This is a genomic window from Roseateles sp., assembly GCF_965262435.1.
GTDB lineage: Bacteria > Pseudomonadota > Gammaproteobacteria > Burkholderiales > Burkholderiaceae_C > Paucibacter_A.
The window spans coordinates 2,002,775-2,025,158 of sequence record NZ_OZ253537.1 but is presented as its reverse complement, the minus strand read 5'-3'; the positions used below and the strand labels follow the sequence as shown (position 1 = coordinate 2,025,158).

The following is a 22,384-nucleotide window of genomic DNA, read 5'->3' as shown; positions in this document are numbered from 1 at the left end:
GGACCTGCGATGTTCAAGAAGATTCTGATTGCCAACCGAGGCGAGATCGCCTTGCGGATTCAGCGCGCTTGCCGCGAGCTGGGCGTCAAGTCGGTGGTCGTCTACTCGGAAGCTGACCGCGACGCTAAGTACGTGAAGCTGGCCGACGAGGCCGTCTGCATCGGCCCGGCCGCGTCCGCGCAGAGCTACCTCAGCATGCCGGCCATCATCGCCACGGCCGAGGTCACCGACGCCGAGGCCATCCACCCCGGCTACGGTTTCCTGAGCGAGAACGCCGACTTTGCCGAGCGTGTCGAGCGCAGCGGCTTCACTTTCATCGGCCCGACACCCGAGTCCATCCGCATGATGGGCGACAAGGTTTCGGCCAAGCAGGCCATGATCCGCGCCGGCGTGCCCTGCGTGCCGGGCTCCGAAGGCGCCCTGCCCGAGGACCCGAAGGAGATCATCAAGATCGCCCGCTCGATCGGCTACCCGGTCATCATCAAGGCCGCCGGTGGCGGCGGTGGCCGCGGCATGCGTGTCGTGCACACCGAAGCTGCCCTGGTCAATGCCGTGCAGATGACGCGCACCGAAGCCGGTGCCGCCTTCGGCAACCCCCAGGTCTATATGGAGAAGTTCCTCGAGAACCCTCGCCATATAGAGATCCAGGTGCTGGCCGACGAGCACAAGAGCGCGGTCTGGCTGGGCGAGCGGGACTGCTCCATGCAGCGCCGCCATCAGAAGATCCTCGAAGAAGCACCGGCACCGGGCATCCCGCGCCGCATCATCGAGAAGATCGGTGACCGCTGCGCCGCCGCCTGCCGCAAGATGAACTACCGCGGAGCCGGCACTTTCGAGTTCCTGTACGAAAACGGGGAGTTCTATTTCATCGAGATGAACACCCGCGTGCAGGTGGAGCATCCGGTGACGGAACTGGTGACCGGCATCGACATCGTGCAGATGCAGATCAAGGTGGCGGCCGGAGAGAAGCTGCCCTTCACCCAGCGCAATATCACGATGCGCGGCCACTCCATCGAGTGCCGCATCAATGCCGAAGACCCGTTCAAGTTCACGCCCTCGCCGGGCCGCATCACCATGTGGCACGCACCGGGTGGCCCGGGTGTGCGCGTCGACTCGCATGTCTACACCAACTACGTCGTGCCGCCGCACTATGACTCGATGATCGGCAAGATCATCGTTCACGGCGACACCCGCGAGCAGGCCCTGGCCCGCATGCGCATCGCCCTGAGCGAGACCGTGGTCGAAGGCATCCTGACCAACATCCCGCTGCACCGCGAGCTGATGGTGGACGCCAAGTTCGTCGAGGGCGGCACCAACATCCATTACCTCGAAGGCTGGATGAGCCAACACAAGCGATGAGCGACACCACTGCACAAGACACGGCCGACGAGCCGAACCCGGCCACGCTGCATGAGCTGCTGCTGATCTGCGGCGAGGATGATGTCGAGACCGTCAGCGATGCGCTGATGGAGCTGGACGCACTGGCGGTGTCGGTGGAAGACGCCGATGCCGACACCGATGCCGAGAAAGCCCTGTTCGGCGAACCCGGCATGCCGGCGCCGCGGGGCGGCTGGCAGCGCTCGGTGGTCAAGGCCTTGTTCCCGGACGAGAACGAAGCCACCGAATGCGCCACCCTGATCCTGAGCCAGGATTGGGCGGCCGATGTCCATGTGCAGGCGATCCAGGCGGTGGCCGAGCAGGACTGGGTGCGCTTGACGCAGTCGCAGTTCGCGCCGGTCGAGATCACGCCCGAGTTCTGGATCGTGCCGTCCTGGCATGAGGCTCCGGCCCAAGCCCAGCGCATCATGCGCCTGGACCCGGGCCTGGCCTTCGGCACCGGCACCCACCCGACCACCCGCATGTGCCTGCGCTGGATCGCCCGCCACGCTGAGCTCAGCCCCGGCTGGACCCGCGTGCTCGACTACGGCTGCGGCTCTGGCATTTTGGCCATCGGCGCGGCTCTGCATGGCGCGCAGAACATTGACGCGGTCGACATCGACCCGGCGGCCATCACCGCCAGCCGGGACAATGCCAAGGCCAATCAGGTCAGCCTGACCGCTGCTCTGCCGGACGCCGCGCAAGGCGAATATCCGCTGGTCATGGCCAATATCCTGGCCACGCCGCTCAAGCTGTTGGCACCGCTACTGGCCGCTCATTTGGCGCCAGGTGCTCACCTGATTCTGGCCGGCATCCTGGCCCGCCAGGCCGAGGAACTGAAGGAAGCCTACGCCCCCTGGCTGAAGCTGGACGTCAGCGACGAGGAAGAGGGCTGGATCCTGATGACGGCACAGCGCCCTGCGGCTTGATTCGGGCATGGTGCGGAGCCCGAATTCGCGATCGAGTTCGGGCTTGCCTAGGCCTGAGCTTCGGCGGACTCATGGCATGATCACGCCATGAGTCTTGCCACCCGTTGCACCGCCTGCGGAACCATTTTCCGCGTCGTGGAAGACCAGCTCCGGGTCTCGGAAGGCTGGGTGCGCTGCGGCCGCTGCGCCGAAGTTTTCGACGCCCGCGAGCAGCTGTTCGACATCGACCTGGAAGCGCCGCCGCCCTGGCCACCGGTTCCCGCGCCGGCCGCCCTGGCCACCCCAGCCATGGACCTGGCCATGCGCGATCAGCTCACGCAAGCGCCAGCGCCCGCCACGGCCGAGAACCAGGCGACGCCCGAGCCCGACCTGAACATGCACCGGGCTGCGCCGCCGGTTCAGAGCGAAAGCCACTTCGCCGCTGACGCTGAACACCCGCGTCATGAGCAGAGCGCCTCGGCCAGCCCCAGCATGGATTTCGGCACGCACGATTCCATCGTCGCCGCCGCCATGGACTCCCGCCATGAGCCGCGCTGGATCGACGAGCCGCCGCCTGCCCCGGCCACTCCGCCGAAGGACGCGGCACCGGCCTGGACTGAGCCCGAGATCGAACAGCAGATCGAGCAGGAAGTTCAGGAAGAGATGGCGCGTCTGCTCGCTGCGCAAGCCGCCGAGCAAGCGCAAGCCCGACAGCGCGCCGAGATCGCGGCCGAGATCGAATCGGCGATGCTGGCGGAAAGCGAGCGCCAGGCCCAACTGAACCGATCAGCTGCTGCAGCAGCAGCTGAGCCGACAGGATCGAATACCGTCGAGGAAGACGATCACGGCTTCCAGGCGACCACGCTGGGCGCCGGCGGCGAATTGCTGGCCGAAGCCGAAGCGGCTGCGCAAGCGGGTTCAACCTCCGCTTCGACCACCGCCGCCGGAGCCCAAACGACCACTTCGGCTGAGCTGCCCGAGTTCCTCAGGCCCACACGCAGTCAAGCGCTCTGGGGTCGACTCTGGGTGCGGCTGAGCCTGGGTCTGCTCTGCGGCCTGGCCCTGCTGGCCTTGGGTCTGCAGGCGACCTGGCAGTTCCGTGATGCCTTGGTGGCCCGCTATCCGCAGCTGCGCCCCGACCTTCAAGCCTTTTGCGAGCTGGCCCGGTGCGAACTCAAGCCCTGGCAAAGACTGGAAAGCTTCAGCGTCGACAGCAGCGCACTGAGCCAGGCCGGCTCAGGCCATCATTACAAGCTGGCCTTGAGCCTGCGCAACAAGAGCGAGTTCGAACTGGCCCTGCCCTGGGTCGAGCTGAGTCTGACCGACGCCAGCGGCCAACTGATCGCACGCCGGGCCCTGGCTCCCCACGATTTCGGCCTGAGCAAGGACTCCTTGGCAGCCAGCAGTGAGCTGCCTGTGAACACCCTCCTGACCACCGGCGAGCGCGCGGTGAGCGGATACAGCGTGGAACTCTTCTACCCTTGAGCGGCCCTGGCCGCTTGCGGCTGGCAGAGCCAAGACAAAAGCAAGAGGCGTAAAAAAACCCGGCCGAGGCCGGGTTCGAAGCGGGAGACCCCAAGCCGGCGCAAGCCGACTTCGGTCACCCTATTCCTCAGGGCTTGTTGCCTGTGGGGAAGGGCCATGCGGCTTGCGGGCTCAGCGCCGTCTTGGCTGCGGGAGCCGCAGCAGCGGGCTTGGCAGCAGCCTTCTTGGCAGCCGGCTTGGCAGCAGCGGCCTTCGGTGCGGCAGCCTTCGGCGCAGCGGCCTTGGGGGCAGCAGCGGCAGCCTTCTTGACCGGCGGCTTGATCGGCGCAGCAGCCTTCTTCACGGGCGGCTTGATCGGCGCAGCGGCCTTCTTGGCAGGTGCAGCGGCCTTCTTGGCAGGAGCTGCCGCCTTCTTCGCCGGTGCAGCGGCCTTCTTGGCAGGAGCTGCCGCCTTCTTCGCCGGTGCAGCTGCCTTCTTGGCAGGAGCAGCAGCCTTCTTCGCCGGTGCAGCTGCCTTCTTGGCAGGAGCGGCAGCCTTCTTCGCCGGTGCAGCAGCCTTCTTGGCAGGAGCCGCGGCCTTCTTCGCTGGTGCGGCAGCCTTCTTGGCAGGAGCCGCAGCCTTCTTCGCCGGTGCAGCGGCCTTCTTGGCCGGAGCTGCAGCCTTCTTCGCCGGTGCGGCGGCCTTAGGCGCAGCAGCAGCCTTCTTTGCCGGTGCAGCAGCCTTCGGTGCAGCAGCGACCTTCTTCGCCGGAGCGGCGGCCTTCTTGGCCGTAGCCTTCTTTGCAGTTGCCATTTCAGTTCTCCTTGATCAAGTGAAAAGAGCACTGCCTACAGTCAGCGAGGCCGCTGCAGCGCAGTTATTCACCGTCCAAATGTCACCCAGGAGGAGTGCTCCGGTACGGTAAATCGGGGTGCCGCTTGAGCGCACCGGCCTCGGGCCGGTGGCGCTGCAAATGGCGGTTACGTGTGTCTCTGATCTCTCTCGATGAACTGCGATGGAGTGCGAAGGCCAGGGCCCGCGCGGCTTCAGTCCCAGCTCAGCGCACCACCGGTTTGATACTCGATGACGCGGGTTTCGAAAAAGTTGCGTTCCTTCTTCAGGTCAATCATTTCGCTCATCCAGGGGAAGGGGTTCTCTTCATTCGGGAAGAGTTCCTCCAGACCGATCTGGGTGGCACGACGGTTGGCGATATAGCGCAGATAGCCCTTGAACATCGATGCGTTCAGGCCCAGCACGCCACGCGGCATGGTGTCTTCGGCGTAGGCGTACTCGAGCTCGACGGCCTTCATGAACAAGGCCTTGATCTCAGCCTTGAATTCGGCGGTCCAGAGCTGCGGGTTCTCGAGCTTGATCTGGTTGATCAGGTCGATGCCGAAGTTGCAATGCATGGACTCGTCGCGCAGGATGTACTGGTACTGCTCGGCCGCACCGGTCATCTTGTTCTGGCGGCCCATGGCCAGAATCTGGGTGAAGCCGACATAGAAGAACAGGCCTTCCATCAGGCAGGCGAACACGATCAGACTCTTCAGCAAGGTCTGGTCGGTCTCCAGCGTCCCGGTGTGGAAGTTGGGGTCCATGATCGCGCCGATGAAGGGGATCAGGAACTCGTCCTTGTCGCGGATCGACTTGACTTCGTTGTAGGCATTGAAGATCTCGGCCTCATCCAGGCCCAGCGACTCGACGATGTACTGGTAGGCGTGGGTGTGGATGGCCTCTTCAAAGGCCTGGCGCAGCAGGAACTGGCGGCACTCGGGCGCCGTGATGTGGCGGTAGGTGCCCAACACGATGTTGTTGGCGGCCAGCGAATCGGCGGTGACAAAGAAGCCCAGGTTGCGCTTGATGATGCGGCGCTCGTCCTCGGACAGACCATTCGGGTCCTTCCACAAGGCGATGTCGCGCGACATGTTCACTTCCTGCGGCATCCAGTGGTTGGCGCAGGTGGCCAGGTACTTCTCCCAGGCCCACTTGTACTTGAAGGGCACCAGCTGGTTGACGTCGGTCTGGCCGTTGATGATGCGTTTGTCAGCGGCCTTGACGCGGCGCTCGGCGGCCTGGGTCGGCGACGCGGCCAGCACGGCTGCGGCCGGTGAGGAGGGGGTTAGGCCAGCTGCCGGAGCGGCGCTGTTTGCAGCGCCGACGGGGGCATCAACACGCGCATTCGCAGCGGGGCTGGATGCGGCATTTGCAGTGGCTGAATCAGCAGGCTTCAGGTCTTCTTCCCAAACCAACATGGTGGACTTCCTATCGTGTCGAATTATCAGAGTGTTGTGTTCAAACACCAAGGACTTCTTGACATCAAGACGCCTTGCGCGTTGCTGGCCTGCATCGATTTCTGGAACAAATGCACACCGGGCGCTTCAACACATAACTTCAAATCTATGCATACAAATGGCCGACGATATCGATGAACATTGACATCGCGGGCCACAGACAAAAAGAGGCGATTTGCGATCGCCTCTTTTTCATTCGCTTACTGGCAGGCTTCGCAATCGGGGTTGTCGATCGAGCAGAACTTCATGTCGGTGGCAGGAAGCTCAGACTCGGCGGCCACCGGAGCGGCGGGAGCCGGTGCCGACACCATGCCGCCGGCCGCACCGGAGGACACCGCATTGAGCTGACCGGACTTGGTCACCGTGCTCTTCTCGGCGTGGGTCGCGCCCATGGTGCGGAGGTAGTAGGTGGTCTTCAAGCCGCGCAGCCAGGCCAGCTTGTAGGTCTCATCCAGCTTCTTGCCCGAGGCGCCGGCCATGTAGATGTTCAGGCTCTGCGCCTGGTCGATCCACTTCTGGCGGCGCGCGGCGGCTTCCACCAACCACTGCGTTTCCACTTCGAAGGCGGTGGCGTAGAGGTTCTTCAGCTCTTCAGGCACGCGGTCGATGCGGCGCAGCGAACCGTCGAAGTGTTTCAGGTCCATGACCATCACGTCGTCCCACAGGCCCAGAGCCTTGAGGTCACGCACCAGCGCTTCGTTGATGACGGTGAACTCACCCGACAGATTGGACTTGACCGAGAGGTTGCCGAAGCAAGGCTCGATCGAGGCGTCCACGCCGATGATGTTGGAGATGGTCGCGGTCGGGGCGATGGCGACGCAGTTGCTGTTGCGCATGCCGTGGGTGGCGATGCGGGCACGCAGTGCGTCCCAGTCCATGCTGGTCGAGCGGTCGACTTCCACATAGCCGCCACGCGCTTCAGCCAGCAGCTCCAGCGAGTCGATCGGCAAGATGCCACGGTCCCACAGCGAGCCGCGGTAGGACGAGTAGCGGCCGCGCTCTTCGGCCAGCTCGGTCGAGGCCTGGTAGGCGTAGTAGCAGATCGCTTCCATCGAACGGTCGGCAAACTCCACCGCCGCGTCGGACGCGTAAGGTGTGCGCAGCGCATAGAGCGCGTCCTGGAAGCCCATCAGGCCCAGGCCCACCGGACGGTGGCGCAGATTGGAGTCACGCGCCTTCTTGACCGCGTAATAGTTGATGTCGATGACGTTGTCGAGCATGCGCATGGCCGTCGAGATCGTCTTCTTCAGCTTGGCGTGATCCACGCCGCCGCCCTTCAAGTGCTGGACCAGGTTGACCGAACCCAGATTGCAGACGGCGATTTCGCTGTCATTGGTGTTCAGCGTGATCTCGGTGCAGAGGTTGCTCGAGTGCACCACGCCGACATGCTGCTGGGGCGAGCGCACATTGCAGGCGTCCTTGAAGGTGATCCAGGGATGACCAGTTTCGAACAGCATGGACAACATGCGGCGCCACAGGTCCTTGGCCGGCAGACGCTTGAAGAGCTTGATCTCGCCGCGGTCAGCCTTGGCCTCGTAGGCCACGTAAGCGGTCTCGAAGGCCTTGCCGAACAGGTCGTGCAGGTCCGGGCAGGTCGAGGGGCTGAACAGGGTCCAGTCGCCACCGTCCATGACACGGCGCATGAACAGATCGGGGATCCAGTTCGCGGTGTTCATGTCGTGGGTGCGGCGGCGGTCGTCACCGGTGTTCTTGCGCAGCTCCAGGAATTCTTCGATGTCCAGGTGCCAGCTTTCCAAATAGGCGCAGACCGCGCCCTTGCGCTTGCCGCCCTGGTTCACGGCCACGGCCGTGTCATTGACGACCTTCAGGAAAGGCACAACGCCTTGCGACTTGCCGTTGGTGCCCTTGATGTGCGAGCCCAGAGCGCGCACCGGGGTCCAGTCATTGCCCAGGCCACCGGCGAACTTGCTCAGCAGCGCGTTCTCTTTCAGGGCCTCGTAGATGCCGTCCAGATCGTCGGCGACCGTGGTCAGGTAGCAGCTCGACAGCTGCGAGCGGCGCGTGCCCGAGTTGAACAGGGTCGGCGTGCTGGACATGAAGTCGAAGCTCGACAGCACTTCGTAGAACTCGATGGCGCGGGCTTCGCGGTCGATCTCGTTCAGCGCCAGGCCCATGGCCACGCGCATGAAGAAGGCCTGCGGCATCTCGATGCGCTTGTCCTCGATGTGCTGGAAGTAGCGGTCATACAGGGTCTGCAGGCCCAGGTAGTCGAACTGCAGATCGCGCTCGGCCTTGAGCGCGGCGCCCAGGCGGGCCAGGTCGTACTGACCCAGGCGCTCGTCCAGCAACTCAGCGGCCACGCCCTTCTTGATGTACTTGGGGAAGTACTCGGCGTAACGCTCTTGCATCTGTTCTTGGCTGATCTCACCACCCACCACTTCGCGGCGGATGGTGTGCAGCAGCAGGCGTGCGGTGGCGCGGCTGTAGCCCGGGTCTTTTTCGATCAGGGTACGAGCGGCCAGGATGGAGGCCTTGTAGACCTCGTCGATGGGCACGCCGTCGTACAGATTGCGTTTCGTCTCGGCCAGGATGGGCTCAGGCTTCACGTCGGCGCCGAGGTTGGCGCAGGCGGACACGATCAAGCTTTGCAGATGCGGCAGGTCCAGCGGCACGCGCTGGCCGTTGTCGATCACGGTCAAGGTGTTCTCGGCCGGCGGTGTGTCGACCACACCCTGGCGCTGGCGCTCCTGGAAGCGGCGCTCGCGGTACAGCACATAGGCACGCGCCACTTCATGATGGCCGCCGCGCATCAGACCCAGTTCCACTTGGTCCTGGATGTCTTCGATGTGGAAGGTGCCGCCGCTCGGACGCGAGCGCAGCAGGGCGCGCACCACCGCTTCGGTCAGGCCGTCCACCGTCTCGCGCACGCTTGCCGAAGCCGCGCCGGTCGTGCCATGCACGGCCAGGAAGGCCTTCATCAGGGCCACGGCGATCTTGCTCGGCTCGAAGGCCACCACCGCGCCGTTGCGGCGCAGGATCTGGTAAGCCTGGAAGGCCGACTGGGCGGCCAGACTCAGTGTCGACGAGGCCAGGCGGCTGGCGCCTTCGGGGGCCGGGTTCACAGCGGGAGCGGCTTGTGTCTGCATGGATCTTCCTTGGGGTGTCACGTTTGATTCAAAAATACATGGCGATGCGGCGGCGTGTAGCGGGAGCGGTGAAGCTCCGTTCAGACACGCCGGACCGCATCGGGTCTGGCAATGGTTGTTGTTGGCTGAGGGCCGAGGCAGCTGCCCTGCAAAGCAAGGCTGCCCGTCGGCCGAACGCTGCGAGGATGACGCCGAAGCCCGCGATCCATAGCGGGTGGCGCCTGCTCCTGATGGACTGCTGCAGGGTCTGAACCAGACCCTGAGCAGCCTCCGAAGCCTCGACGGCGAACCGGGGTCTCTGCGCCCACCCGAGCTGCCCGAGGGCAGCAAGCAGGCGATTCAGAGCACCGCAGCCAAGCGTGAAGGATACCATGACGGACACTATATCTGGGGGCGAGAAGCCCCTCAAGCACTACCGATAGCGTATCAATCCCGTTGACGGGCCGGTACGAAGTGGCTATGCGATGGCGCCCCCAGCGCCGCTGAATCCAGGCGGGCACGGGGCTTCGCGAGGCCCCGTCGCGCGCCAACCCCGATGCCCAGGGGCCGGCGGCGAGCAGACCCGCATGGCGCCTGGCCTGGCGGGCCGAATCCGGCGCCAGGCCGCGCCAATCCTGGCGGTGCCCGACGCCGCAGCAGCGAGCCGCTCACACGCAGGGGCTGCGGCCGGCATTCAACTCGCCGTGCCGCGCGCGTCCGCAGCCCTCAGCGCCACACCGAACAAGCTGCCCTGCTTACGTTTTTTTACCGGGCCTGGCCGCGGCCGGCTAGCCGCTGGCCCGCCGGGTCATTCACCCGCCGTGATGTCCAGGCGCGCCATGCGGTAACGGATCTGTCGCAAGCTCAAACCCAGCGAAGCACCTGCCGCCGTGCGATTGAAGCGGTGGCGGGCCAACGCGCGCAAGAGAATGTCTCGCTCCACCTCGTCAAGGTAGCGGGCCAGATCGGAGGGCAGTTCCGCAGCCGCCAACTCCGGGGCGGACTCGGTCGCACCGCGTGCAGCCGGCTCGGCGACCAAGGCGTCATCCAGGACATCAAAGGCTGAGAGCTGAGAATCATCGAGCACCGCATCGGGCAAACCCAGATCGCCGGCCGAGATCCACTCCCCGCCCGACAGAGCCAGCGCCCGGTGCAGGAGGTTCTCGAGTTCGCGCACATTGCCGGGAAAGGCATAGCGAGCAAGCAGGTCCAGTGCATCCGCAGTCAGGCGCGGCACCGGCGAGACACCGGCGTCGTGGGCAATGCGCGTCAACACCTGTTCGCCGATCTGGGCCACGTCCTCGATGCGTTCGCGCAGCGGCGGCACGCGCAGCTGGATCACATTGAGGCGGTAGAACAAGTCCTGGCGGAAGCGCCCGGCCGCCACCTCGGCACCCAAATCCTTGTGAGTGGCACTGAGGATGCGCACATTGACAGGCGCCTCCACCACAGCCCCCACCGGCCGCACCGAACGCTCCTGGATGGAGCGCAAAAGCTTGCTCTGCATGGCCAGGGGCAGGTCGCCGATTTCGTCAAGAAACAGGGTGCCGCCATCGGCTGCTTGGAAAAAGCCCTCACGGTCTTCATGTGCGCCGGTGAAGGCGCCCTTGCGGTAACCGAAGAACTCGGCCTCCAGCAACTGCTCGGGAATGGCGCCGCAGTTGACCGCCACAAAGCGCTGGCGCGCGCGCACGCCGCTGTCGTGGATGGCTCGGGCCACCAGCTCCTTGCCGGTGCCGGACTCGCCTTGCAAGAGCACCGGCGCCATGCTGCGGGAGACCTTGTCGATCAAGGCCCGCACCTCCTGCATGGCCGCCGACTGGCCGGCCAGCCGGTCCAGGGCCGAGCCGGCGGGGGCTGTGCGGCGCGGCGCGGCTGCAGCCTTGGTCGGCAACAGTGCGGGTGCAGCCTGCGCGGCGGCGGTAGGCGCTGAGGGCTGTGCGGGTGGCAGCACTGCAGACGGCGCCGCAGCCGATGGCGCAGCCTGGACTGCGCTCACCGCGGCCACACGCCCCAGGGCAGAAGCCACCACCAAGCGGAACTGTCGCAAGTCCACCGGCTTGGTCAGGTAGTCATATGCACCGGCCTTGAGCGCCTCGACGGCGTTCTCGGCCGAGCCATAGGCCGTGATTACCAGCGTTTTTTCGCCCCGGCCCTGCTGCTCCAGCCAATGCAGCAGGTCCAGGCCGCTGCCATCGGGCAGGCGCATGTCGGTGATGACGGCGCTGTAGTTCTGGGCTCGCAGGCGCGCCAGTGCATCGGCCACGGTGCCGGCGGTCTCCAGCTCATAGCCTTCGCGCAAAAGCGTCAGCTCATAGAGCGTGCGCAAATCGGGTTCGTCGTCGACCACCAGCAGCCGGTGCGTGGGGCCGATGGCGGCAGGTTGACTGCTGCTGCTCATGGGTGTCTCAGATCAGGTTGGCGGGGCTGCTGGCTGGCATCAAGCGCAGGCGCAGCACGAACTCGTTGCCGGGCAGCGCTTCGTCATGGCGGCGCTGGTAGTCGATGCGGGCACCGTAGCGCTCGCACAGCTCCCGGCAAATGTACAAGCCCAGGCCCGAACCACGGCTGCGGGTTGAAAAGAAGGGTTCGAACAAGTGGCGTTCGACCTCGGGCGCAATCGGGCGACCGGCATTGAAGATGACCAGCCGTGCCCAGCCCGGGCCGGCCGCGGACGCTTCGCTGTCCAGATGCACCTGGACGGAGGCGGGCCCCGGGTCGGCATGACGCAAGGCGTTGTCCAGCAGATTGACCAGCACGCGGCGCAGATGCTCGGGATCGAAACTGACGATCAGCGGCTGCAAGGGCACGATGCAGCTGAGCGGATCCAGCGGCCCGGGCGCGAGCTGATTGGTCCGCGCCCAATCGAGACAGGTTTCGTTGACCAGGGTGCTGGCGTCGACCGGCACCGGCGTGGGCACCGCGCCCGGCGCCACTTCGAGCACGTCCTCGACGATGCGCTTGAGGCGCTGCACATTGGACGCCACCATGCGCGTGAGCTGCTGAGCGCGCGGCTCGGCCAAGTCCTCGGCCAGCAAGGCATTGGCCTGGTCGATGGCGGCCAGCGGGTTGCGAATCTCATGCGCAATGCCGGCCGAGACCCGGCCCATGGCGGCCAATTTTTCCTGCTGGCTGCGCGCCTGCACCTGGCGGTTGTCCTCGATCAGCAGCACGCACAAATCTTCCGTGGTGTTGGGCTCGCGCCGGCGCGTGAAACGCATGCGCAGACGCAGGCTGCGTTGCCAGCCACTGGCAAAGCTCAGGCTGATATCGCGCCCGAGCTCGGGCCAATTGCCGGCCGTGAAGGCCTGCTCCACGGCCGCCTCGAGCGGCTGCCAGGCCGGCACGCCGCGCAGCTGGAAGGGCGCCTTGCGCACCATGGCTGGCGCCCCTGGCACCCCCTGCTGCGCCAGCGGCGCCGCATCGGCCAAAAGAATGCGGGCCGCCGGGTTGGCCGCGCGCACCCGGCCGCGCCGGTCCACCACCAGCACGCCCTCTTGCATTTCGTCGATCACCAGGCGGTTCAGCTGCGCCTGCTGCCGCGCCAACTCCATGCTGCCGCGCGCTGCCCGTTCTTCGCGCGCCAAGCGGCTGGCCAACTCGCTGGCCAGAAGGCTGACGACAAAAAAGCCGCTGCCAACCAGTCCCGCCTGCGTCATGCGCAGGCCGACATCGGCGCCCTCAAGCACCGCCCAGCCGGACACGGCCAGCATCAGCAAGGCCGCCACGGCGGCCGTGGCCAGAGCCAGCAGGCGCGGCGTCAAGACACCGGCCATCAGCACCGGCAGCACAAAGAGCGCCCCGTAATTGACGCCGGCCAAGCGGTCGAAGGCATGGAGCAAGCCGAACAGGCCGAGGTCAAGGCCGATGCTGGCCCACCACTGCGGGCTGGACACGCGCGCAAGGCTGCGCGCCGTGGCCCCGCGCTGCAGGCGCGGCAAGAGCCAGAGCGCCAGCGCCTCGGCGGCATAGAGCAAGCACAGGCCCAAGGTCCAGCGCGGCGGCGGCGAGCCCAGGAAACCGGCGATCACCTGCGTGGCCACGAGGACCAGGCCCAGGGCCGCCCGAGCGGCAAGAAAGGCCCGGTACAGACGCCCGAAGGCGTTTCCACCGGCCTGTGCCAGGCGGCGCGCCTGCTGGAAAAAGAAGTCCGGCGAATCACCGGCTGGCGCGCTTGCAGCCTCGGCCTGCAATTCGTCAAAGCCTGAAGCACTGAAGCCGCTGGCGCTGCCCAGGCCGCCGAAGCGCGACTCCGTGTCGGCATCGCCTTCGGTAGCAGCGGCCGTGGCCTCGCTGCCCGGCCCGAACCAGGACTGGGCCGGCTCAGCCTTGTTCATCGCCCGCCGCCATGCTCCGCCTCATAGCTGGCGCGATGCGCGGCGCTGCAGAACACCCCGCCCTGGCCCGGCAGCGCCTCATCACGCGGCAGATGCAGGCCGCAATGCGCACAGCTGAGCATGTCCTGGGGCGCTGAATCGCGCGCTTTGCCGGCCACGGGCGGCTGCGGCGGCCGCGCGCGCTTGAAACCCAGCACAAAGAACAACAAGGCCAACAGGCCGATCAAGATCAGGTATTTCATGGCAGCTTCAGCATCCCATCACAGCGGCGGACGCTGCAAAACAACTTCCAGCACAAAGCGCGAACCCGCATAGGACAGCAGCAAGAGCAGCGCGCCGAAGTAGAGCCAGCGGGTGGCGCGGCGGCCGCGCCAACCAAAGATGCGGCGCCCGGTCAGCAAACCGGTCAAAACCACCCAGCCCAGCACGGCGAAAAGATTCTTGTGATCCCAGCGCCACTGCGGCGTGAACCACCAGCCCAGCAGCAAAGCGAGGGACAGCATGGTCACACCCGCGCCGACAAACTGAAAGGTGAGCCGCTCCAGACGCAGCAGCGGCAGGCCGGGGCTGGCTGACCGCGCACGGCCGACCGTGCCCGAACCGACCTGGCGCATCTGGCGCTCGGCCCGGTTCAAGAGCACCGCGTGCAGCACCGCCACACCGAACAAGCCATAAGAAGCCAGGCCCAGCACCCAATGCAAGGGCGCCCAAGGCGAGGCGGCCTGCGGCCGGCTCTCACCCGGAAACACGAGCGCCAGCAGCACGGTCACCAGGGCCATCAGCGCCAGCACCCGGCGCGCGCCCGGCAGCGGCAGCAGGTGGCTTTCCACCAGGTAGACCGCCAGCACCAGCCAGGCTGTCATCGACAGCGCCGGCGCAAAGCCGAAGCGCGCGCCGGCCTGCGCCAGGCCCAGGCCCGAGATGTCCACCAACAAAGCCAAAAAATGGGCCGCGAAGGGCAACAAGAGGCCAAGATGCACGGGCCAGGCGGGCCGCTCTGCAGCCGGGCTGCCACCCTCGGCAGGGCGAGTTTCGCTGCGCCAGGCGGCCCAGGCATAGGCGGCCACGGCCAGTACGCTGAAGCCGGTCAGCAGGGCTTGGGCGGACTCGGCAGAGACGAACGATAAAATCATCGCCACAGTGTACTTTTGCGCGCCGCCCCTCCGGTCCGGCGCCACCCCCGATGGCCTCCAATCTGACCGACCGCCTGAGCCAGCTCGTGAAAACGATGCGTGGCCAAGCCCGCATCACCGAAAGCAATGTCCAGGAGATGCTGCGCGAAGTTCGCATGGCCCTGCTGGAAGCCGACGTGGCCCTGCCCGTCGTGCGCGACTTCATTGCCCGGGTCAAGGAAAAAGCCCTGGGCGCCGAGGTGGTGGGCTCGCTCAACCCCGGCCAGGTGCTGGTGTCCATCGTCCACAAGGAACTCGCCGCCACCATGGGCGAGGGCATTTCCGACATCAATCTGGCCGCCCAGCCGCCCGCCGTCATCTTGATGGCCGGCTTGCAAGGCGCCGGCAAGACCACCACCACCGGCAAGCTGGCCAAGCACCTGATCGAGAAGCGCAAGAAGAAGGTGCTGACCGTCTCCGCCGACGTCTACCGCCCGGCCGCCATCGAGCAGCTCAAAACGGTCACAGGCCAAGCCGGCGCTGAATGGTTCGCCTCCAGCCCCGATCAAAAGCCGCACGACATCGCCCTGGCGGCTATTGACTACGCCAAGAAGCATTACTTCGATGTGCTGCTGGTCGACACGGCCGGCCGCCTGGCCATCGACGAAGCGCTGATGGCCGAGATCCGCGATCTGCACGCGGTGCTGAACCCGGTCGAAACCCTGTTCGTGGTCGACGCCATGCAGGGCCAGGACGCGATCAACACGGCCAAGGCCTTCAAGGAAGCCCTGCCCCTGACCGGCGTGATCCTGACCAAGCTGGACGGCGACTCGCGTGGCGGTGCCGCCCTGTCGGTGCGCCAGATCACCGGCGCACCGATCAAGTTCGCGGGTACGTCAGAGAAGCTCGACGGCCTGGAAGTCTTCGATGCCGAGCGTCATGCCGGCCGCGTGCTGGGCATGGGCGACATCGTCGCCCTGGTCGAAGAAGTGACCAAGGGCGTGGACGTGGCCGCCGCACAGAAGCTGGCCGACAAGCTCAAGACCGGCAGCGGCTTTGACCTCAACGACTTCCTGGCCCAGATCTCGCAGATGAAGAAGATGGGCGGCCTCTCAGGCCTGATGGACAAGCTGCCCACCCAGATGACCGCCAAGGCCGGCCCGCAAGACATGGACCGCGCCGAGCGCGATATGAAGCGCATGGAAGGCATCCTCAACGCCATGACAGCCAAGGAACGCCGTCAGCCCAACTTGCTGATGGACGGCAAGAGCAAGGCCAGCCGCAAGCGCCGCATTGCCGCCGGCGCCGGCGTGCAGATCCAGGACGTCAACCGCCTGCTCAATCAGTTCGACCAGATGCAGGGCATGATGAAAAAGATGAGCGGCGGCGGCCTGATGAAGATGATGAAGAAGATGGGCGGCATGAAAGCCATGAAGGGCATGATGGGCGGCGGCGGCATGGGTGGCCTGGGCGGCTGAAGCCGCGCACCCGAGCGCCCCCCCCGCTCACCCACAAAAAAGCCACCGCGATCCGGTGGCTTTTTTTCATGGTGCCCAAGCCGAGCCGTTCACCCGTTCACCCGTTCACCTGTTCACCTGTTCACCTGTTCACCTGTTCACCTGTTCACCTGTTCACCTGTTCACCGATTCACCACTCACCACTCACCACTCACTCCAACAAAGCCTGCGCAAACTCGCGCGCATTGAAAGTCTGCAAGTCTTCCAGCTTCTCGCCCACGCCGATGAAGTAGACCGGTATGGCCCGCTCACGAGCGATGGCCGCCAGCACACCACCCTTGGCCGTGCCGTCGAGCTTGGTGACGATCAAGCCGGTCAGGCCCAGCGCGTCATCGAAGGACTTGACCTGGCTGAGCGCGTTCTGGCCGGTGTTGCCGTCCACCACCAACAGCACCTCGTGCGGCGCGTCGGCCTGCGCCTTGGTGATCACGCGCTTGATCTTCTTCAGCTCTTCCATCAAATGCAGCTGCGTCGGCAAGCGGCCAGCCGTGTCGGCCAGCACCACATCGCAGCCGCGCGCGCGGCCGGCGCTGACCGCATCAAATGTGACCGAGGCCGGGTCACCGCCCTCCTGGCTGATGATCTGCACCTGGGTGCGGTCGGCCCAAACGGACAGTTGCTCGCGCGCCGCCGCGCGGAAGGTGTCGGCCGCAGCCAGCAGCACTTTCTGGTCCGCCTCGGCCAGATGGCGGGTCAGCTTGCCGATGCTGGTGGTCTTGCCGGCGCCGTTGACGCCCACCACCATCATCACCGTCGGGCTGTGCTGGCCCACGGCCAGGCTCTTCTCCAGAGGCTTGAGCAGTTCGGCCAAAGCTTCGACCAGCAGGCCACGCACCGCCTGAGGGTCGGTCGCCTTGGCTTCCTTGACGCGGCGCTTCAGTTCCGTCAACAAATACTCGGTCGCCTTGACGCCGGTGTCGGCCATCAGCAGCGCCTCTTCCAGCTCTTCGTACAGAGCGTCGTCAATCTGCGTGCCGGTAAAGACCTGGGCGATGCTGGAGCCGGTCTTGCGCAGGCCTTGGCGCAATTTGTCGATCCAGCTGCGGCGGGGCTCAGGTGCCGGGGCGGGCACAGGCGCGATCGGTGCCACAGGCATGGCGGGCGCGTTGACCGGCACAGGCTCGGCGCTCAGCACCGCGGCCGGCGTGGGCGCGGCCACAGGAGCCGGAGCCACCGGCACTGCGGCGACAAGAGCATCAGGCGGCGCCTGGGGCAGATCGACGCTGGCCACCGCGGGCGCCGGTACGGGCTCGGGCGCCGGGCTGCTGGAGAACTTTTTCTTGAAGAAGCTGAACATGGGCACTCTTGGCTGCGGCACTGCGGCAACTTCGTCATCGCGAAGCCGGGGCAGCGTCGGCGGGCAAGCGGGCCGGCGGTGCCGGCGCGTCGCTCAACCTTGTCATCGGGGTTCCGGATCGCGGCGCCGGGTTCAGCTCGACACCCACGCCTGCGTTCGCACCCGAATCATAAACGGCGCCCCCTGGGCAGCCCGGCGACACCCAGGGCCGCCTCGGCGGTGGATACTCAAAGCCCGCTTCGCTTCCGGCCGTCGGCGACCCCGTCCGGCTCACGCAACGATGGACATTCTTGACGCTCAGGCCACGGCCGCCCTGCTGCCCTTCGACCGCCTGATTCCAGCCGTGGCCCAAGCCATGCGAGATTTGCGCGCCGGCACCATCCATGCGGCCACCCGTTCCGTCCTGCCGCTGCCCGAGGGCGGCAGCTATCTGGCCATGCCCTGCACCGATGCACAGTACGCCATCACCAAGCTGGTCGCTGTCACCCCGGCCAACCGCGCCCTCGGCCAGCCCACCATCCAGGGTCGCCTGCTGGTCAGCAGCGCCAGCCACGGCGAACCGCTGCTGGTGATGGACGGCTCGGTGGTCACCGCACGCCGCACCGCCGCCGTCACCCTGCTGGGCATCGAAACCCTGCTTCAGCGTCCACCCGCGGTGTTGACCCTGGTCGGCACCGGCGAACAGGCACGCAGCCACGCCTGGGCCATGAGCCAGCGCTGGCCTGGAGTGCAGCTGCGGTGCGTGGGCCGCAACCGCGGCCAGGGCGAGGCCTTCGCCGCGCAACTGAGCAAGGAAGGCCTGCCGGGCCTGCGCGCCCTGCCCCTGGAGCAGGCGCTGGAAGACAGTGAGGTCACGGTGGCCGCCACCACCAGCCTCAGCGCAGTGCTGCCCGCGCATGTGGCCGACCCCACCTTGATCGTCGGCATCGGCAGCTTCACGCCGCAGATGGCCGAGCTGCCGGCCAGCGAAGTGCGCCGCCGCCAGGTCTGGGTCGACGACCTCGACGGCGCCCGCCACGAAGCCGGCGATCTGCTGCAGGCCGACATCGACTGGAGCCGCGTCCACAGCCTCGCCGAAGCGCTGCGTCATCCCAACTTGATTCGCGCGCCCCTGCTCTTCAAGACCGTCGGCCACGCGGCCTGGGACCTGGCAGCGGTGCGGGTGGCGCTGCAGCCCAACCCGTGAGCCCAACCGTGGCAGGGGCGCCGGACCTGCCGCAGCCTCGCGCAGCGACTCCCGTCCACGGACCCAGCGCCCTGGCGAATTCAAATTCCCTGAGATTTTTTCAAAGAACTCTTGCGCGGCTCAAAAAACCGGTGCTATAGTAGAGGGCTTGAGGCGCTTTAGCTCAGCCGGTTAGAGCGACGGAATCATAATCCGCAGGTCCGGGGTTCGAATCCCTGAAGCGCCACCAAAACATGAAAAGCCCGCACCCGAAAGGTTGCGGGCTTTTTTCTTTGCCCGCGCGGTTCCAAACAGCCGAGCCGGCGAATGAGAACCCGAGCGCAGAAGCGCAAAAAAAACGCCGGCCATGCCGACGCTTCGCTCCACCGCTGTCTCAGGCGCCCTCAGGCACAAACGGCAGGCTGTGCTTCAAACGCCGAAAGCACCCGCTTGCGCAGCTCTCGCCACGCACCGCCGGACCAGAGCAGACTCAGAAAAGCGCAGCTTGCCCGCTGCAGCACCACAACGCCTTCACCCGAAGGGGCGGATTCGCCCCCCCCCGGCGGCAATGGCGGCGCAGTGCCGGGCCGTGAGGGCGGCACCGACTAAGCGCTGAAATCAGCGGCACTTGCGTTGCGGTCCGCTTGTTGCGCTCCCTGCGCCAAGGCCTGGCGCGCTGCCCTGCGCCCATGCACCCACCGATACAGCACCGGCAGCACCAGCAAGGTCAGCGCCGTGGACGAAAGAATGCCGCCGATCACCACCGTGGCCAGCGGGCGCTGGACCTCGGCGCCGGTGCCCACGGCCAAGGCCATGGGGACAAAGCCGAGTGAGGCGACCAGGGCCGTCATCAGCACTGGGCGCAGGCGGGTGAGCGCGCCCTCGCGCACGGCGGCGTCGAGGCCCAGGCCCTGCTCTTCGCGCAGGCTGCGGATGTAGGCGATCATCACCAGGCCGTTGAGCACCGCCACGCCCGAGAGCGCGATGAAGCCCACGCCGGCCGAGATGGACAGCGGGATGTCGCGCAGCCACAGCGCCGCAATGCCGCCGCTCAGCGCAAAAGGCACACCGGTGAAGACCAGCAGGCCGTCCTTGAGGTCGCGGAACATGGCGAACAACAGCAAAAACACCAGGCTCAGGGCCAGGGGCACGACGATCTTCAGGCGCTGGCTGGCGGACTGCAGCTGCTCAAACGTGCCGCCCCACTGGGTCCAGTAGCCCGGCGGGATCTTGACCTCGGCCTGCAGCCGGGCTTGCGCCTCGGCCACAAAGGAGCCGATGTCGCGTCCGCGCACATTGGCCGTCACGACCACGCGGCGTTTGCCTTGCTCGCGGCTGAGCTGGTTCGGGCCCGGCGCCATGTCGAATTGCGCCACCTCACCCAGGGTCACGTAGGCCGGCGAGGCATTGCCTCCAGTAGATGGCAAACGCAGCGGCAAACGCTTGAGCGCCTCGACATCGCTCCGCAAGGTCTCAGGCAAGCGCACGAGGATGTCGAAGCGGCGGTCGCCCTCGAACAGCGTGCCTGCCTCCTGGCCACCGATGGCGATGGCCGCCGTCTCCTGCACCTCGGCCACGCTCAGGCCCAAACGGGCCAGCTTGGCACGGTCCAGCTGCAGGCTGAGCATGGGCAGGCCAGTGGTCTGCTCGACCTTGACGTCGGCCGCGCCGGGGATGCGCTGCAGCACGGCCGCGATGGCCTCGGCGCTGCGCTCCATCACCGCCATCTCGTCGCCAAACACCTTGACCGCCACATCGCTGCGCACGCCCGAGATCAGCTCGTTGAAGCGCATCTGGATGGGCTGGGTGAACTCGTAGTTCTGGCCCGGCACCTGGGCCACGGCCGTCTGTAGCGCGGCCACCAAGTCGGCCGTGGGCCGCTTGGGGTCAGGCCACTGGGCGCGCGGCTTGAGCATGACAAAGGTGTCGGCCACATTGGGCGGCATGGGGTCGGTGGCGATCTCGGCAGTGCCCAGCTTGGCGTAGACGCGCTGCACCTCAGGGAAGGTCTGGATCACCCGCTCCAGCTCCGCCTGCATGGCCACCGATTGGCTCAGGCTGGTGCCCGGGATGCGCAAGGCATGCAGTGCAATATCGCCCTCGTCCAGGCTGGGCACGAACTCGCTGCCCATGCGGCTGAGCATCAGGCCGCTCAGGCTCACCGACACCGCCGCCAGCGCCAGCACCAGGGGCTTGTTCAGCAAGGCCCAGTCCAGGGCCGGCGCATAGCCGCGGCGGGCCCAGCCCATTAGGCGGTTTTCCTTTTCGGCCACGTGATCGCCGATGAACAAGGCCACGGCCGCCGGCACAAAGGTCAGCGACAGGATCATGGCGCCCGCCAAGGCCGCCACCACGGTGAAGGCCATGGGGTGGAACATCTTGCCCTCGACCCCGCTGAGGGCAAAGATCGGCAGGTAGACCACCATGATGATGAGCTGGCCGTAGAGCAGCGGCCGGCGCGCCTCGCGCGCGGCGGCAAACATCTCGGCAAAACGCTCGCTGCGGCTCAAGGGGCGGCCGGCCAGGGCCTGGGCATGGGCCAGGCGGCGCACGCAGTTCTCGACGATGACCACGGCACCGTCGATGATGATGCCGAAGTCTAGCGCGCCCAAGCTCATCAGATTAGCGCTGACGCGGTTGGCCACCATGCCGCTGAAGGTGAACAGCATGGCCAGCGGAATCACCGCCGCCGTGATCAGGGCCGCACGCAGATTGCCGAGGAAGAGAAAGAGCACCGCCACCACCAGCAGCGCGCCCTCGAAGAGATTGCTCTTGACGGTGGCAATCGCCTTGTCGATCAGCACGGTGCGGTCGTACACCGTCTGCACGATCACGCCCTCGGGCAGGCTGCGAGCGATTTCCTTGAGCTTCAAGTCCACCGCACGCGCGACCACGCGGCTGTTCTCACCCATCAGCATGAAGACCGTGCCCAGCACCACCTCGCGGCCGTTCTCGGTGGCCGCACCGCTGCGCAGCTCCTGGCCCAGGCCCACCTCGGCCACATCGCGCACGCGCAGCGGCAGGCCCTGGCGGGTCTGGATCACTGTGTTGGCTATGTCCTCGATCGAGCCCAGCTGACCCGGCGCGCGGATCAGATATTGCTCGCCGCGCCGCTCGATATAGCCGGCGCCGACATTGCTGTTGTTGCGCTCCAGCGCCTGCACCAGCTCGACCATGCTGAGGCCATGGGCCACCAGCTGCTCGGGCCGGGGCGCCACCAGGTATTCCTTGGCATGGCCGCCGATGGTGTTGATCTCGGTCACGCCGGGCACGGTGCGCAGCTGCGGCTTGACGATCCAGTCCTGGATCTCGCGCAGATCGCTGAGCGTGTAGGCCTGGCCATCGGGCCGGCGCGCCTCAGGCTTGGCCTCCACCGTCCACATATAGATCTCACCGAGGCCAGTGGCGATGGGCCCCAGCGCCGGCGCCAGGCCTGCCGGCAGCTGGCTGCGCGCCTGCTGGATGCGCTCGTTCACCAGCTGGCGGGCGAAGTAGATGTCGGTGCCATCCTTGAACACCACGGTCACCTGGGACAGGCCGTAACGCGAAAGCGAACGCGTCTGCTCCAGATTCGGCAGGCCGGCCATGGCCGTCTCGATGGGGAAGCTGACGCGCTGCTCGGATTCCAGCGGCGAGTAGCCGGGCGCCTCGGTGTTGATCTGCACCTGGACGTTGGTGATGTCCGGCACGGCGTCGATGGGCAGGCGCTGCAGGCTGTACACGCCCCACAAGGCCATGGCCAGCACGCCCAGCATCACCGCCCAGCGCTGGGCGATGGCGGTTCGTATGAGTTTTTCAAACATGATGGTTTGCGTCCTCTCGCTCTTTT

Annotated in this window: 14 protein-coding genes and 1 tRNA gene; 6 read left to right on the top strand and 9 right to left on the bottom strand. The window is 66.3% G+C overall.

Annotated elements, in window-relative coordinates:
- Window positions 1-9 precede the first annotated feature (9 nt).
- The 3 genes from accC (at window position 10) to ACQY39_RS08750 (ending at window position 3,770) form a co-directional block, all read left to right on the top strand.
- Window positions 10-1,359 (top strand): acetyl-CoA carboxylase biotin carboxylase subunit, encoded by a 1,350-nt coding sequence (gene accC, locus ACQY39_RS08760; protein ID WP_428505330.1) that lies wholly within the window; start codon window positions 10-12, stop codon window positions 1,357-1,359.
- A gap of 47 nt (window positions 1,360-1,406) precedes the next feature.
- Entirely contained in the window at window positions 1,407-2,306 is a 900-nt protein-coding gene (gene prmA, locus ACQY39_RS08755) for a 50S ribosomal protein L11 methyltransferase (protein ID WP_428510761.1), read from the top strand.
- Window positions 2,307-2,393: 87 nt separating this feature from the next.
- Window positions 2,394-3,770: a zinc-ribbon and DUF3426 domain-containing protein gene (locus ACQY39_RS08750; RefSeq protein WP_428505328.1), complete on the top strand. Its 1,377-nt coding sequence runs from the start codon at window positions 2,394-2,396 to the stop codon at window positions 3,768-3,770.
- Window positions 3,771-3,897: 127 nt separating this feature from the next.
- On the opposite strand, the gene ACQY39_RS08745 is transcribed toward ACQY39_RS08750, so the two are convergent.
- The 7 genes from ACQY39_RS08745 to ACQY39_RS08715 all read right to left on the bottom strand — a co-directional run bounded on the left by ACQY39_RS08745 (window position 3,898) and on the right by ACQY39_RS08715 (window position 14,597).
- Complete coding sequence (locus tag ACQY39_RS08745) at window positions 3,898-4,563, bottom strand: histone (RefSeq protein ID WP_428505326.1); 666 nt, start codon at window positions 4,561-4,563, stop codon at window positions 3,898-3,900.
- Window positions 4,564-4,796: 233 nt separating this feature from the next.
- The gene (locus ACQY39_RS08740) at window positions 4,797-6,002 is read right to left on the bottom strand and encodes a ribonucleotide-diphosphate reductase subunit beta (RefSeq protein ID WP_428505324.1); all 1,206 of its coding nucleotides are present in this window, start codon (window positions 6,000-6,002) and stop codon (window positions 4,797-4,799) included.
- A 239-nt stretch (window positions 6,003-6,241) separates the two neighbouring features.
- Window positions 6,242-9,148 carry a ribonucleoside-diphosphate reductase subunit alpha gene (locus ACQY39_RS08735; protein WP_428505322.1) on the bottom strand — a complete coding sequence of 969 codons (2,907 nt, stop codon included), beginning with the start codon at window positions 9,146-9,148 and terminating at the stop codon, window positions 6,242-6,244.
- Between the two features lie 787 nt (window positions 9,149-9,935).
- Window positions 9,936-11,528 carry a sigma-54-dependent transcriptional regulator gene (locus ACQY39_RS08730; protein ID WP_428505320.1) on the bottom strand — a complete coding sequence of 531 codons (1,593 nt, stop codon included), beginning with the start codon at window positions 11,526-11,528 and terminating at the stop codon, window positions 9,936-9,938.
- 7 nt (window positions 11,529-11,535) lie between these two features.
- Window positions 11,536-13,464 (bottom strand): sensor histidine kinase, encoded by a 1,929-nt coding sequence (locus ACQY39_RS08725; protein ID WP_428505318.1) that lies wholly within the window; start codon window positions 13,462-13,464, stop codon window positions 11,536-11,538.
- Complete coding sequence (locus tag ACQY39_RS08720; RefSeq protein ID WP_428505316.1) at window positions 13,461-13,706, bottom strand: PP0621 family protein; 246 nt, start codon at window positions 13,704-13,706, stop codon at window positions 13,461-13,463. The genes ACQY39_RS08725 and ACQY39_RS08720 overlap by 4 nt, the downstream gene beginning before the upstream one ends.
- 18 nt (window positions 13,707-13,724) lie before the next feature.
- Entirely contained in the window at window positions 13,725-14,597 is an 873-nt protein-coding gene (locus ACQY39_RS08715) for a cytochrome C assembly family protein (RefSeq protein ID WP_428505314.1), read from the bottom strand.
- A 50-nt stretch (window positions 14,598-14,647) separates the two neighbouring features.
- On the opposite strand from ACQY39_RS08715, the gene ffh reads away from it, so the two are divergent.
- The gene (gene ffh / locus ACQY39_RS08710) at window positions 14,648-16,054 is read left to right on the top strand and encodes a signal recognition particle protein (protein WP_263517005.1); all 1,407 of its coding nucleotides are present in this window, start codon (window positions 14,648-14,650) and stop codon (window positions 16,052-16,054) included.
- Window positions 16,055-16,244: 190 nt separating this feature from the next.
- Here the strand turns inward: ffh and ftsY are convergent, their stop codons facing one another.
- Window positions 16,245-17,390: a signal recognition particle-docking protein FtsY gene (ftsY, locus tag ACQY39_RS08705; protein ID WP_428505312.1), complete on the bottom strand. Its 1,146-nt coding sequence runs from the start codon at window positions 17,388-17,390 to the stop codon at window positions 16,245-16,247.
- Between the two features lie 280 nt (window positions 17,391-17,670).
- On the opposite strand from ftsY, the gene ACQY39_RS08700 reads away from it, so the two are divergent.
- Together ACQY39_RS08700 and ACQY39_RS08695 are read left to right on the top strand one after the other, a co-directional pair.
- Window positions 17,671-18,576: a delta(1)-pyrroline-2-carboxylate reductase family protein gene (locus tag ACQY39_RS08700; RefSeq protein WP_428505310.1), complete on the top strand. Its 906-nt coding sequence runs from the start codon at window positions 17,671-17,673 to the stop codon at window positions 18,574-18,576.
- A 152-nt stretch (window positions 18,577-18,728) separates the two neighbouring features.
- Window positions 18,729-18,805, top strand: a tRNA-Met gene (locus ACQY39_RS08695).
- Between the two features lie 355 nt (window positions 18,806-19,160).
- Here ACQY39_RS08695 and ACQY39_RS08690 read toward each other — a convergent pair.
- Window positions 19,161-22,358 carry an efflux RND transporter permease subunit gene (locus ACQY39_RS08690; protein ID WP_428505308.1) on the bottom strand — a complete coding sequence of 1,066 codons (3,198 nt, stop codon included), beginning with the start codon at window positions 22,356-22,358 and terminating at the stop codon, window positions 19,161-19,163.
- Window positions 22,359-22,384: the final 26 nt, after the last annotated feature.

Coding starts and splice junctions, on each gene's coding strand:
- ACQY39_RS08745 (WP_428505326.1), bottom strand. CDS start 4,563: ATGGCAACTGCAAAGAAGGCTACGGCCAAGAAGGCCGCCGCTCCGGCG.
- ACQY39_RS08720 (WP_428505316.1), bottom strand. CDS start 13,706: ATGAAATACCTGATCTTGATCGGCCTGTTGGCCTTGTTGTTCTTTGTG.
- ACQY39_RS08730 (WP_428505320.1), bottom strand. CDS start 11,528: ATGAGCAGCAGCAGTCAACCTGCCGCCATCGGCCCCACGCACCGGCTG.
- ACQY39_RS08725 (WP_428505318.1), bottom strand. CDS start 13,464: ATGAACAAGGCTGAGCCGGCCCAGTCCTGGTTCGGGCCGGGCAGCGAG.
- ACQY39_RS08735 (WP_428505322.1), bottom strand. CDS start 9,148: ATGCAGACACAAGCCGCTCCCGCTGTGAACCCGGCCCCCGAAGGCGCC.
- ACQY39_RS08700 (WP_428505310.1), top strand. CDS start 17,671: ATGGACATTCTTGACGCTCAGGCCACGGCCGCCCTGCTGCCCTTCGAC.
- ACQY39_RS08750 (WP_428505328.1), top strand. CDS start 2,394: ATGAGTCTTGCCACCCGTTGCACCGCCTGCGGAACCATTTTCCGCGTC.
- ACQY39_RS08715 (WP_428505314.1), bottom strand. CDS start 14,597: ATGATTTTATCGTTCGTCTCTGCCGAGTCCGCCCAAGCCCTGCTGACC.
- ACQY39_RS08740 (WP_428505324.1), bottom strand. CDS start 6,002: ATGTTGGTTTGGGAAGAAGACCTGAAGCCTGCTGATTCAGCCACTGCA.
- ACQY39_RS08690 (WP_428505308.1), bottom strand. CDS start 22,358: ATGTTTGAAAAACTCATACGAACCGCCATCGCCCAGCGCTGGGCGGTG.
- ffh (WP_263517005.1), top strand. CDS start 14,648: ATGGCCTCCAATCTGACCGACCGCCTGAGCCAGCTCGTGAAAACGATG.
- accC (WP_428505330.1), top strand. CDS start 10: ATGTTCAAGAAGATTCTGATTGCCAACCGAGGCGAGATCGCCTTGCGG.
- ftsY (WP_428505312.1), bottom strand. CDS start 17,390: ATGTTCAGCTTCTTCAAGAAAAAGTTCTCCAGCAGCCCGGCGCCCGAG.